The sequence below is a fragment of the Arenibacter algicola genome (assembly GCF_018860365.1).
Lineage (GTDB): Bacteria > Bacteroidota > Bacteroidia > Flavobacteriales > Flavobacteriaceae > Arenibacter > Arenibacter algicola_B.
Genome location: NZ_JAHKPO010000020.1, coordinates 1 through 13833 on the forward strand (window position 1 = coordinate 1; position 13833 = coordinate 13833).

Consider the following 13833-nt stretch of genomic DNA (forward strand, 5'->3'; position numbering starts at 1 on the left):
AGGTCCGCAAAAAGGCGGACTACAAACACTCCTCCCTTCATGAACCTGCAAGGTCTCCAAAACCCTATAGGTTTTCATTACCATGCGGATCCCCGAACCTTATTGGTTCCACTTTCAAATCCTAGGCAAGACCTACAAGGAGGTCCGCAAAAGGCGGACTACACCTGGCAGGTCTCCCTAACGCATTGCTCCCATTGCCCTATTATGGCTTTCGGTGGCAATCTGACCATCAAATAGGTTTACCACTCTATGTGCATAGTGCGAATCCCGGTCCGAGTGGGTAACCATAACAATGGTGGTTCCTTCCTGATTCAACTCTGTTAATAGGTTCATCACTTCGATCCCATTTTTGGAATCCAAATTCCCCGTAGGCTCATCCGCCAAAATTAATTTTGGATTGGTAACCACAGCCCTTGAAATAGCCACACGTTGTTGCTGCCCTCCGGAAAGTTGTTGTGGAAAATGCTTTTCACGATGTGCTATCTTCATTCGTTCCAATACCGCCATTACCTTTTGTTTACGCTCATTTTTGTTCATCTTAAGATAGATCAACGGCAATTCCACATTTTCATAAACAGTAAGTTCATCTATCAAATTAAAACTCTGGAAGACAAAGCCCAAATTGCCTTTTCGCAGTTGGGTACGTTGGCTTTCCTTTAAATGTCCCACTTCATGGCCAGCAAATTGATAACTCCCTGAAGTAGGATTGTCCAACATACCAATAATGTTCAACAAGGTAGATTTACCACAACCAGAGGGTCCCATTATGGCCACAAACTCGCCCTCCTGAACCTTGATGTTCACATTGTTCAATGCCAAAGTCTCTACCTCCTCGGTTCTGAAACTCTTTTTTAAATTTTGGATCTTTATCATTAGTAATAGATTTATTTAAGGACACCCTCTGTTGTATTAGTGCCAGTTTTGGACATTTGTTACTTCAATTTATTTCAACACTATATTATCGGCCTCTCCAAAACTATCATAGTTGGAGGTAATTACTTTTTCACCATTCTCCAATCCTTCCAACACTTCATAATATCTGGAGTTTTGCTTTCCTATTCTTATATTCCGCTTTAATGCCCGATTACCATCTGGGTTAACCACAAAGATCCACTGTCCGCCTGTACTTTGGAAAAAGCTTCCCTTGGGCAGTAAGAGTGCATCACTGGACTCGCCCAACTGTAATTTTATATTATAACTTTGTCCTGCACGGATGTTTTGTGGTTTTTCACCTGTAAAGACCAAATCTATCTTGAACTTGCCATTTCGAACTTCAGGATATACCTTTCTCAACCGCAGGGAATGTTCAGTTCCATTCCGCTCAAAAGTTGCATTTAAATCACGTTTCACACGGTCTATATAATGTTCGTCTATATCCGCCTCGATCTTATAATCTGTAAGGACATTAATCTGACCTATACGCTCGCCTTGACCAATACTTTGTCCTATTTCTGCATCCAAAAAACCCAATTGCCCATCTGCCGGTGCCCGTACATTTAAATGATCCAGACGTTCGTAAACCATAGTAAGTGTCTTGCGCATACGTTCCAGGTCCGTATCCAATCCCGCCAAGGAGGTGCTTCGCATTTCATCGTCATGTTCGGTCTGTAGTTTAACTATGTCATGTTGCTTTTGGGAAAGCTCAAAATTCTCTTTTGAAGTTAAATACTCCTCCTTCGAAATTAATTCGTCATCATATAAGGCCTGGTTCTGTTCAAAATTTCGTTTCAATTTTGTTAGCTCGTACTGTGCGTTGGCCAAAGATTTTCTACCCTCCACCTGCCTGGAATCGAATGTTATTTTGGTAGACCTTAGGTCGTTCTGCTTTAGTGCCAAATTGCTTTCACTGTTCAATATTTGCTCATACAGGCCAATATTCTCCAGTTTTAGGATGATATCCCCTTTTTGTACCATAGCCCCTTCCTCTATCAGTTTTTCGGTCACACGCCCCCCTTCGTAGGCATCCATGTATATGGTTGCAATAGGGGCCACCGTACCGTTGATGGTGATATAATCATCAAATTTTCCCTGTACTACCTCTGCTATGGACAATTTATCCTTTTCAGTTCTAAAAGTATGGCCGGTATTACCCATTATCATTTTCCAGCCCACAAATAGCAGCAAGACCCCAAGGGCAATATACCCGTAGTGTTTTGGCCTTAATCCTTTCTTCTTTTCTAATTGTATATCCATTTCAATTGGTGCTATTAATGTTAAAAACAGGTAAGCCTTGGTAAAAAGCCAATGTATTCCGGTTAATTTGAAGCAGTAGTTTTACCTGTAGATTTTTATTTTGTGAAGTGGCGTACATGGATTTTGCAAGATTAAGTTCCATTATCGTAAACAAGCCCTTTTCATATTTTTTTTGTGCCACTCCAAAAGCCTGTTCTTGGGCCATAATTTGCTTTTCACTCTGAATGAGCTCAACATTTAAAGCCTTATTCTCTTGAACAAGTTGTTGTATGGCCTTAAAAATTTCCTGCTCCTGTATTTCCAGATTATTTTCTTCCCTTTTCAAAGCAATTTTCTGTTGCTTGATGGCAGAACGCGTAGACCAGGCATTAAAAATGGGAACATTAAGTGAAAATCCCACATATCTGGAGGCATTGTCCTGAATTTGATTTTTAAATGGAATTGTAACGCCCAAGGTGTCCCTAGTGGTTTCATAATATCCGGTGCCATAGCCAGTAGCAAAAGAAAGTGATGGGTAGAGCTCTCCCCTGGCAACACTCAATTGCTTTTTAACAGCCTCTGTTCTATACCTTTGAGCCTTGAGTAGGGGAACGAAATCCTTTGCTAAGCCGTAAATACTATCTGTTGACAGCTTGTTATCGGCCAATGTATTGGGTACAATAGGGTTTATTTGCAGGGTATGGGCATTTTCCAAATTCATTTCCTGTATCAGGGTAAGCTTTGCGGCCTGAAGTAAATTTTCATTCTGGGTAACGTTCAATTGATCTGTATACAATACGGATTCTGCTTCATAGAGATCGGCCTTGGCCTTCAACCCTATTTCAATTTGTTTATTGGCCAGTTTAAAATTGTCTTCAGAGATGGTCAATTGCTCCTTTGAAATTGCCAGAAGACCCTCATAAAACTGAATGTCATGATAGGCCGTCATAATCCTAAGGGCCAATAAAAATCGCTGCTGTTGCGACGTTTCCTGTGAAGCCTTAAATAAAAGCTTTCTTGCTTTAATAGTGTGGACCTTTTGGAAACCTCGAAAAAGATCAATGGAAGCGTTCAAGGAATAGCCATTGGAAAAAAATTCCGTATCAATTATATCATTGGTATTTGGATCTGTAGATCTACCATATCTAATATTATAATCGCCAAAACCATTAACCCTTGGAAGCATGTCCCTTATTGCCTGGTTATAATTCTCTTTACCAGAATCTTCCAGATATTGATAGTCTAGCAGCGTAAGATTATGTTCCAAGGCATAGGAAATGCAATTCTCCAAGGTCCACTTCTCCTGACCAGTGGAGATAACACTGATAAACAAAAACAAAAGAAGTAATTTTCCTTCTATAAAATTCATATTACAAACAAGGTTAAAAAAATCACCAATCCGACCACTATAACAAGAATCGGCAAAGTACCCTATTCCAAGTCCATGCCAAATATCTACATTGTTGATTAACAATAAGTTACCGTATATTTAGCAAATACAATCTATTCTATTGTAAAATAGTTATACAACAATTGTCCAATATTTGGACACTATTTATGTAGTTATAAAGACATATTGTAGTTTTGATATAGGGATTAATTGTCTGCTGGGATCATAAAAGGAAGTGAAGTGGATTCTTCGTTAAACTTCAGCACGAGCAACAAATCTAGATCCGCCCCACTTTTTTTTAAGTAAAAAAAGAGGAGTTTATAAAAGCTGATGAACAAAAGAAAAATTACCTTATTAACAATATTATGGTCGAGGGAAAAATATTAGTTATAGACGACAACAAAAGTGTTTTGAGTGCCTTGGAAATTCTGTTGCAATTTGAGTATACCAGCATCACTACCCTTTCCAATCCCAATCAATTGTCTTCCTTTCCCGACTTAAGCTCGATTGACGTAGTCCTATTGGATATGAATTTTTCTGCTGGAGTAAATACGGGAAATGAAGGGTTATTTTGGTTAAAGGAAATTAAGAAAAAGGCACCTCTTACCGCAGTTATCATGATGACCGCCTATGGGGCGGTAGAACTAGCGGTACAGGCGCTTAAAGAGGGAGCATCCGATTTTATTCTCAAACCTTGGAACAACGATAAGTTCTTGGCAACCGTAAAAGCGGCTTATATGCTTCGCAAATCCCAGAAAGAAATCAGTAAATTAAAACAAAAGGAAAGTAATTTAAAGCAGGTAATTAATCAGGACAAAAATTATATTATTGGGAATTCGAAGGCACTCACCGCCGTTTTGAACCTTACCAATAAAGTGGCCAGGACCGATGTGAATGTTTTGATTACCGGTGAAAACGGTACTGGCAAAGAACTAATTTCCCGACAACTGCACCGAATGTCTCCTAGACAAAATGAAGTTTTCATCCCGGTCGATATGGGTTCTATATCAGAAAATCTATTCGAAAGTGAGCTATTTGGCCACCTTAAAGGATCGTTTACGGATGCCAAGGAGGACAGGACCGGAAAATTTGAAGCGGCCAATGGAGGCACCTTGTTTTTGGATGAGATAGGCAACCTTTCCCTACAAATGCAGGCTAAACTACTATCCGCCATTCAGAATAAGGTCATAGTACGCGTGGGATCCAACAAGCCCATTCCGGTAGATATTAGATTGGTCTGTGCCACCAATGGCAATCTGGAACAAATGGTAACCGATGGTCTCTTTAGAGAGGATCTTTTATATCGAATAAATACCATACATATTCAGGTTCCAGCACTACGGGACAGGGGGGATGACATTTTGATCCTCGCTGATTTTTATCTGAAAAAATATAGCGCCAAGTATGCAAAACATGGACTCCGAATAAACGATATTGCTGAAGAAAAATTGATGCAATACTCATGGCCAGGAAATGTGAGGGAACTACAGCACACTTTGGAAAGGGCGGTAATCCTTTGTGAAGGAAATATTCTGAAACCTACCGATTTTATATTGAATGCGAAACCATCCCAACTAATGCCCACAGGACCTAAAACCTTGGAGGAAATGGAACAAATTATGATTGCAAACGCCTTGCAAAGCCATGATGGCAACTATAGTGCAGCGGCGGCACAATTGGGGATATCCCGGCAAACGCTCTACAATAAAATTAAAAAACAGGATACCAATGGTTAGTAAAAACTTCTATTTCCAAACCATAGGCCGAGTAGTCTTTATTACCGCCACATCCTTAATGCTCGCCTTTCTATTGGTCCGGGAAAACTATGTTTTTAGTGTTCTAACCTTAATTGCACTGGTACTTCAGGCCTCTTATTTAATAAAATATGTAAATGAGACCAACAGAAAAATAGCCTATTTCTTCGATGCTATAAAGAATGAGGATTTCACCCTTAGATTTCCCGAAAAATTGACACTTAAATCTCTTGAAGAGCTTAATCATAGCTTGAATATGCTAAATGAAATGATTCAAAAAATTCATTTAAAAAATCAGACCCAAGAACGATTTTATCAAGAGATCTTAAAACAAGCCGATATTGGCATTTTAGCGATCAACAACAAAGGACATATCCTTTTTGCCAATCCCAGATTGGAGCATATGCTAAATTATACGCCACTTAACCATATTAAACAACTATCCCAAATTGATGAAAATCTCTATCGTGTCTTTAGTGAATTGAAGCCTTTTGAACGTCGCATGTTTCAATTGACCAATGAACGTGAAAAAATTGATTTGGCGATAAAATCCTCATCCTTCAATTTGGATGGACAAGAATTATTATTGGTGGTCATCCAGGATATCCATCAGGAATTGGACGAAAAGGAAACCGAATCCTGGACCAAATTAATTAGGGTCTTGACGCATGAGATCATGAATTCCATTACCCCGATAACATCCATTTCCGATTCCATTTTAAAATATTACGAAAAGGGGGATATAAATCTTGAGAATGGCATTGAATACCAAAAACGCTTGGACAATACTATCAAGGGGTTGGAAGTGATTAAGGATCAAGGCTCCAATTTATTGAGTTTTGTAGAATCTTACAGAAGCCTCTTAAACGTTCCTGTACCGGATAAAAAAATTGTATTGGCGCAAAATTTATTGGAAAAGGTAAAGTTACTCGTAGGACAGAACCAGGGGTTTTCAAATACTTCCATCGAATTGCAAATACGGACCCAAGACTTGGAGCTTTTTATTGATGAAAAACAAATTACCCAAGTATTGATCAATTTGTGCAAGAATGCGTTACAGTCACTCTCAAATCAAGAGAACAGTACTATTAAATTAATTGCAGGACTAAACAATGCAGGAGAAAAATATATTGAAGTGGAGGATAATGGCCCAGGGATACCCCATGAATTGATCAACAAAATCTTTGTGCCTTTTTTCACTACCAAAAATACGGGAACAGGGGTAGGACTAAGTCTTTCAAAACAAATATTACGGATGCACGGCGGCAATTTAAAAGTGAACTCAATACCCGACAGGAATACCACCTTTACACTGTTATTTTAAGTCCACCGGTACTATTAAACAATTCACAACCCCTATTTTTGTAACAAACCCACCTTCCTATGGACTATTTCACTATTGCCTCTGTATTGATTTTTCTTTCTGCCGTTTTTGGATATATCAATGTTCGGTTTTTAAAGTTGCCCAATTCTATTGGGCTAATGCTGATTACCATTGTATTTACACTAGTCGTTTTTGCCATAAGTGGGTTTGATGACACTCTGTTAAATGCTGAAAAATATATCATAACCCATATTGATTTTAGAACCGTATTAATGGATGTAATGTTGAGCTTTCTCTTATTTGCCGGAGCATTGCACACCAATTTTGAACAGCTAAAAGTACAGCGATGGCCAGTCTTTGCCTTTGCCACCCTAGGGGTATTGGTTTCCACATTCTTGGTAGGAACGGCCATGTACTATATTTTACAGGTCGTTGGTTTACCTATAGACTATGTGTATTGCCTACTTTTTGGGGCCCTTATATCCCCGACCGATCCCATTGCTGTTCTTGGCATCTTAAAAAAGGCAGGGGTACCTAAAAAATTGGAAACCAAAATTGTAGGGGAATCCCTGTTCAACGATGGGGTTGGCGTAGTTGTTTTCTTAACCATTTTTCAGATTGCTTCCTTTGGAAGTAGCGAAACCGGTGCGAGCGAAATTCTAAAATTGTTTGGTCAAGAAGTAATTGGGGGACTTGTTTTGGGCCTGCTATTAGGATGGATCACCTTTAGACTCATGAAATCTATAGATGACTACGATATAGAAGTTATTATCACCTTGGCCGCAGTAATGACGGGAACTGTCATTGCACATCAACTACATCTTTCGGCACCTTTGGCCATGGTAACTGCTGGACTCATTGTAGGTAACGACAAAGTAAGAAACGCAGCAATGTCCGAGACCACAGAGACTTATGTGGATAAATTTTGGGAATTGTTGGACATTCTTTTAAATACCATATTGTTTGTTCTTATAGGGATGGAAATTTTGGTCCTTACCATTGAACTCAATTATTTTGTTGCTGGTCTAATTGCCATTCCAGTGGTATTGGCTTGCAGATACCTATCCCTATTATTGCCCATCAACTTCTTTAAGAAAAAGCTGGATTTTGTCCCCAACACCAATATCATCATGACCTGGGGCGGATTAAGAGGTGGTATTTCCATTGCCTTGGCATTGGGACTTACTGCCGATATGCATCGGGATCTTTTCTTGGTCATTACCTATGTGGTTGTCGTCTTTTCTATCCTAGTGCAGGGTTTAACGGTAGAAAAACTGGTAAAAAGGTTATCCCTTCCAAACTAATATATCTTCTAAGCGAGAGACTCCAAAGCCAACCAGGCCATTAATCCTCCTCCTGTTTCCAAAGCCGATTCATCTATGTTGAAGGTTGGGGTATGCAAGCCGGAGCTAATTCCCTTTTCTATATTCCCAACTCCCAATAAGTAAAAACAGGCCTGATTTTTTTGGGTGTAGTAAGCAAAATCTTCGGCAGCCATCCATAAATCCAGGTCAACCACCTTATCTTCTCCAAGGTACGATATGGCACCCTGTTTCATGGAATTGGTCAGGACTACGTCATTTTTAAGATGGGGATATCCCCTTGGAATATCCACTATACAGTCCGCTCCCATTCCCTCGGCAATGGACTTTATCAGTTTGGTTAGTTTTTCTATAGCTTCCGTCCTCCAGACTTCATCATAAGTCCTAAAAGTACCCTCAATAGTTACCTTATCCGGAATAACGTTATTGGCTCCATCCCCAATAATACGCCCAAAGGATAGTACGCTGGGAGTTTTGGGCGATGCCATTCTGCTCACCACTTGCTGGGCCGCCACAATAACATGCGAAGCAATGAGAATTGGATCTATGCATTCTTCCGGTACTGCTGCATGACCGCCCTTTCCAATGATGGTAATATAAATCTCATCCATACTGGCCATAAATAATCCAGATCTAAAACCTACTTTCCCGGCAGGAAGATTTGGCATTACATGTTGACCCAAATGGGGTATGGGGCCTATGGATTTATAGGTGGCCTCTTTCATTACAAGTGTAGCCCCGCCGGGCATTAGTTCCTCACCTGGTTGAAATAATAATTTTACAGTTCCTGAAAATTCATTTCTAAGCTCAAATAATATTTTAGCGGTCAACAAAAGGGAAGTCATATGCACATCATGTCCACAGGCATGCATAACCCCTTTATTTTGGGAAGCGTATTCCACTGTATTTTCTTCATGAATGGGCAGAGCATCCATATCCGCCCTCAACAGAATGGTTTTGCCTTTATCGGTTCCCTGAATAGTAGCTAATAATCCAGTTTCTGCTACAGATTCAATAGTGTCGATTCCAATAGCAATAAGTTGCTGCCGTATATAGGCGCAGGTCTTATGTTCCTTAAAAGACAGTTCCGGGTGCTGGTGCAGATACCTCCTGACACCTACAAACTCTGAGGAATAAGTTTTTGCCAGTTGTTTTATTTTGTTGATTGTATTCATTTAACTTCCTGTATAACTAGTATTAAACCAAAATATAACTTTTGCTCCTTCCCTTGGCAAGGGAAGGTGGCTTTTGGACCCTTTTTAGGGACAAAAGTCGGAAGGGATCCAGCTCCTAGCATAAATTTATCTTTCCTAAATCACCCCTTCCGTCCCAATCCACTCATCCGTGGATTGGTCCACCTTCCCCTAACAGGGGAAGGAACCCTCTATTTCTTTTCAATCCTGTAATTCTCATGTATTTCCTAAATATAGCAATAACATTTGCTCCTTCCCTTGGCAAGGGAAGGTGGCTTTTGGACCTTTTTCAGGGACAAAAGTCGGAAGGGATCCAGCTCCTAGCACAAATTTATCTTTCCTAAATCACCCCTTCCGTCCCAATCCACTCGGTCGTGGATTGGTCCACCTTCCCCTAACAGGGGAAGGAACCCTCTATTTCTTTTCAATCCTGATAATTCTCATGTATTTCCCAAATATAATTCTCATTTTGCTCCTTCCCTTGGCAAGGGAAGGTGGCTTTTGGACCTTTTTTAGGGACTAAAGTCGGAAGGGATCCAGCTCCTAGCACAAATTTATCTTTCCTAAATCACCCCTTCCGTCCCAATCCACACATCCGTGGATTGGTCCACCTTCCCCTGCTAGGGGAAGGAGCCCGTAATTATTTGTAATCTTATTTCAATCCTCAACTATATAATTTAAAAATCCAGAACTATTCCACTGCTGGTATGACCCAGGTACATCCTCCACCATAAACACCTCCAAATTCATTGTTTCCTGAACAATTTTACTGCCTTCCCCTATACCCAGGACACTTAATGCCGAAGCATAAGCATCTGCCATAGTACCATTGGGGGCAATAGTCGTTACTTGTATATTATTGCTCAACGCCATGCCATTTTTAGGATTGATGATATGCGAGTACCGCTTCCCATCGATCACGGCATACTGGTATAAATCCCCAGAAGTGGCCACAGCCTGATTTTTCAACTTTATTTTCCGGAAAACTTCTTTTCCGTTTTTGCCATAATAGCTAAATCCTAAAACCCAAAACTCCTTATTGGGCGGGGCATTGCTTACCGTGACATCTCCCCCCATATCTACCAAAGCCGCATTTATTCCATTACTCTTCAGCAGGCTAATGGCCTCATCCGCAGCAAACCCCTTTCCTATCCCGCCAACATCCAATTGCATTCCTTCTTGTTTTAACCTTACCGTATTCAACATGGGGAATTCCAGATTGCCATAACCGGTTCTTTGTTGTGCGGGCTTTATTTCAGCCATTGAAGGTATTTGTCGATTTTTCCTAGCCTTTTTCCATAGTTCAATAAGCGGACCTAGGGTAATATCGAAAGCACCATTGGTCTTTGCAGCATAGTCCCCTGAAATTTGCAATAATCTAAAAAGGTCATTGCTAACTGCAACGTTTATATTTGAACCACTGCTAAGCTTATTAATTTCACTATTAGGAAGGTAATTACTTAAAGTGCTATTAAGTTCATCTATTCTAGCGAAAACCAATTGGGCAATGGAATCTGCCCTGGCCATATCTTCATTGTGGTCATAAAAAACCAGACCAATTTGCGTACCCATTTGTTGGTGGGTATACTCATACCTGGCTTGGGCCATTGATAACGAATGAAAGGTAATAAGTAAAATGACAATTGGAATACGACAAGTCATACACATCCTAAGTAATTAATAATCTACTTACGAATTTACTGTATACTATCCACAATGGTGTCCTTCTCTATAAATTCCATTTTAAGCTCTGGATCAATTCCGTAGTCCAAATGTAAATTGGGCATGGCTTCCCTTAGCTCGGAAAGCCCTTGATCGGACATTTGCGTATCCCAAACATAAAGACTTTTAAGGCCTTTGAAATCCTTTAGAATGGCAACACTTTCATCGCTAATGCCTGTTTCATATGCCTTTAATACCCTTAAATTTTCAAGCCCGGTTATTTTTGCAAACTCGGCATCCGTGATGGGGGTTCGGTCCACTTCCAACCACTCCAAATTTTTGCACATTGCCACTAGTTCCATTTCTTTTTCGCCAAGAGGGATTCCGCTCAAATCCAATTCAACAATATTATTGGCAATCCTCTTTAAATCCGTAATATTCTTCGAATCGTATTCTGGTGGCAGGTATACAGATATACTCAAAGCCTGCGAATTACTGGCAATCCTTTTAATTGTAACATAATCTGAAGCCAAATTTTGCAAAGTGCTGTCCGCTACTTTGGGAAGTTTTGCCCATGAATTCTTTGTACCGGAATCCATCATTTTTTTGACCATTCCTACCAGAGGTTCACTGTTATCCAAATGACTCAACTTTAAAGTGTCCGAAGCGCCCAAGGCTATCCAACGTTCTAAAATTTGTATTTCATCATCTGTTAAAGGTTTCTTGCCATCCGGAGGCATATGTTCCTCGTCTTCCACAGGCAAATGTAGGCGCCTAATTAGTTCGCTTTTCTCTGGATCCCCCGAGACTAAAGCTGGTCCACTTTCCCCTCCTTTAATAAGCTCGCTTATACTGGTCATCAGTAGCTCTCCCTTTTTCTTGTTCGGATTATGGCAACCAATGCAATTATTATCCAGTACCCTATAAACTATATGTTCATAAATTAAAGGATCATCGGGAATCTTCTCCAATTTCTTACTTCGCGGCAAGGCCAAAAAATCCTCCCCATGTGTAATCATTCCCCCATAATGGCCAGTGAGTCCCACCAATAGAATCAACACCACTTGTATTCCCTTTACCAGATAGGTTTGTTGTAAATGATTGGTGCTCAACCAATACCATACAACTGCCAAAATAGCTACTCCGGCCCCCATCCATTGGTGCCAAAAAAGAAGGTCGCCCTTTGGTACGGATTCCGTTCCCAAAAAGAATCCCGTAATAGCGGTAACCAGCGCGGATAGTGTAGCAATTGTAAGCAATAGCTTAGGTACTATCTGATTGAAAAGACCTATAACGGCGGCCATTAGTAATAAAACAATGGGAAAATGTAGGATCAAAGGATGCCAACGCCCTAACCAGGCCACAAGACTGGGAAGATCTATAAAAGATTCGAAAATTAAACAGAAAACAAGAAATACAGTAAGACCGAAAATAACATAATCGACCCAAGGAGTACTATTTTTTTGAGCCATATACTATGTTAAGATATCTTTTACAACATTACCGGCAACATCTGTAAGCCTAAACCGACGTCCCTGATATTTATAAATTAATTGTTCGTGATCCAGTCCCAGATTATTCATGATAGTGGCATGGAAATCGTTGATATGAACCGGATTTTTCACAATATTATACCCAAATTCATCGGTTTCCCCATAAGTAATACCCGGTTTAATACCGCCTCCCGCCATCCATATACTAAAAGCTCTTGGGTGATGGTCCCTACCGTAATTTTTAGGATCAAAATTACCTTGACAATAATTGGTCCTTCCAAACTCTCCACCCCAAATAACCAAGGTATCCTCCAACATGCCACGCTGTTTTAGATCCAGGATAAGGGCCGCAGATGCCTGATCCACATCCTTGGCCTGTCCTGCCATTTCATTGGGCAGGTTGCCGTGTTGGTCCCAGCCCTGATGGTACAACTGTATAAAGCGTACCCCATTCTCCGCTAGCCTACGGGCCTGAAGACAATTGGCCGCATAGGTTCCGGGAACCTGGGAATCTTCCCCATATAACTTTATAATGGATTCCGGTTCTTTTTTAATATCCATGACATCGGGTACCGACATTTGCATCCTATAGGCCATTTCATATTGAGCTATCCTTGATTCTATCTCGTCGTCGCCGGTTTCAACATGATGTATTTTATTAAGTGAAGATACATGGTCCAACAAATGGCGCTTATCGGAACGAGAAAGTCCATCCGGATCGTTCAAATACAGCACTGGATCCTTCCCTGAGCGCAACAGTACCCCTTGATGCTTGGAATCCAAGAATCCACTGGACCAAAGCTTGGAGTATAGGCCCTGGCTATTTCCCTTCCCTCTAGAGGTAAGCACTACAAATGAAGGCAAATTTTGATTTTCACTTCCCAAGCCATAACTCATCCAAGAACCCATACTTGGCCTACCTGATTGCTGACTACCCGTCTGAAAAAAGGTAATGGCCGGATCGTGGTTGATAGCTTCGGTGTGCATACTCTTAACAATACATATCTCGTCCGCAATTTTCGCAATATGAGGGAAAAATTCGCTTACCCATGCCCCACTTTTACCGTGTTGGGCAAACTTGGCCGCCGAAGGCATTAAAGGAAATTTATCCTGACCAGAGGTCATACCGGTAAGCCGTTGCCCGTTCCTTATAGATTCTGGCAAATCTTCTCCCATACGCTTGGTAAGGGTAGGTTTATAATCAAAGGATTCCAACTGTGATGGAGCCCCGGATTGAAACAAATAGATTACCCGTTTTGCCTTTGGGGCAAAATGGGGAATTCCCAATGGCTGACTCGCCAATGGTTTGGGGCCACCCTTAAAAAGGTCTGGGATCAACAAAGAGCCCAAAGCCAAAGAACCGATTCCTACACTTAATTGCGAAAAGAAGTGCCTTCGGTTTACCTTGAGGGGATTTTCAGAATTTGTTTTGTCTTCTTCCATAATCGTTATTCTTTGGTAATTGTTTCGTCCAAATTGTATATCACCTGTGCCGTCAACATCAGCGCGGCAGTTTTTGCCGG

10 protein-coding genes are annotated in these 13833 nt (G+C 40.7%); 3 read left to right on the forward strand and 7 right to left on the reverse strand.

Going from position 1 to position 13833, the window contains the following annotated elements; translation table 11 throughout:
• Positions 1-177: 177 nt before the first annotated feature.
• From KO529_RS17245 to KO529_RS17255, 3 genes are all read right to left on the reverse strand, one after another.
• Positions 178-873 (reverse strand): ABC transporter ATP-binding protein, encoded by a 696-nt coding sequence (locus KO529_RS17245; protein ID WP_111624975.1) that lies wholly within the window; start codon positions 871-873, stop codon positions 178-180.
• A 69-nt stretch (positions 874-942) separates the two neighbouring features.
• Positions 943-2193, reverse strand: a complete 1251-nt coding sequence (locus KO529_RS17250; RefSeq protein ID WP_215949116.1) for an efflux RND transporter periplasmic adaptor subunit — start codon at positions 2191-2193, stop codon at positions 943-945.
• A gap of 1 nt (position 2194) precedes the next feature.
• On the reverse strand, positions 2195-3541 hold the full coding sequence (locus KO529_RS17255; protein WP_215949117.1) for a TolC family protein: 1347 nt from the start codon (positions 3539-3541) through the stop codon (positions 2195-2197).
• A gap of 386 nt (positions 3542-3927) precedes the next feature.
• On the opposite strand from KO529_RS17255, the gene KO529_RS17260 reads away from it, so the two are divergent.
• The 3 genes from KO529_RS17260 to KO529_RS17270 are packed head-to-tail and all read left to right on the forward strand — an operon-like array spanning position 3928 to position 7944.
• Positions 3928-5298, forward strand: a complete 1371-nt coding sequence (locus tag KO529_RS17260) for a sigma-54-dependent transcriptional regulator (RefSeq protein ID WP_215949118.1) — start codon at positions 3928-3930, stop codon at positions 5296-5298.
• The gene (locus KO529_RS17265; protein ID WP_215949119.1) at positions 5291-6640 is read left to right on the forward strand and encodes a sensor histidine kinase; all 1350 of its coding nucleotides are present in this window, start codon (positions 5291-5293) and stop codon (positions 6638-6640) included. Before KO529_RS17260 ends, KO529_RS17265 begins: the two co-directional genes overlap by 8 nt.
• Before the next feature lie 59 nt (positions 6641-6699).
• On the forward strand, positions 6700-7944 hold the full coding sequence (locus KO529_RS17270) for a cation:proton antiporter (protein WP_111624979.1): 1245 nt from the start codon (positions 6700-6702) through the stop codon (positions 7942-7944).
• A gap of 8 nt (positions 7945-7952) precedes the next feature.
• Here the strand turns inward: KO529_RS17270 and KO529_RS17275 are convergent, their stop codons facing one another.
• From KO529_RS17275 to KO529_RS17290, 4 genes are all read right to left on the reverse strand, one after another.
• Complete coding sequence (locus KO529_RS17275) at positions 7953-9137, reverse strand: M20 metallopeptidase family protein (protein WP_215949120.1); 1185 nt, start codon at positions 9135-9137, stop codon at positions 7953-7955.
• Positions 9138-9812: 675 nt separating this feature from the next.
• Positions 9813-10727 carry an FAD:protein FMN transferase gene (locus KO529_RS17280; protein ID WP_215949121.1) on the reverse strand — a complete coding sequence of 305 codons (915 nt, stop codon included), beginning with the start codon at positions 10725-10727 and terminating at the stop codon, positions 9813-9815.
• 125 nt (positions 10728-10852) lie between these two features.
• The gene (locus KO529_RS17285) at positions 10853-12289 is read right to left on the reverse strand and encodes a c-type cytochrome domain-containing protein (RefSeq protein ID WP_215949122.1); all 1437 of its coding nucleotides are present in this window, start codon (positions 12287-12289) and stop codon (positions 10853-10855) included.
• Positions 12290-12292: 3 nt separating this feature from the next.
• On the reverse strand, positions 12293-13753 hold the full coding sequence (locus KO529_RS17290; RefSeq protein WP_215949123.1) for a DUF1501 domain-containing protein: 1461 nt from the start codon (positions 13751-13753) through the stop codon (positions 12293-12295).
• Positions 13754-13833: the final 80 nt, after the last annotated feature.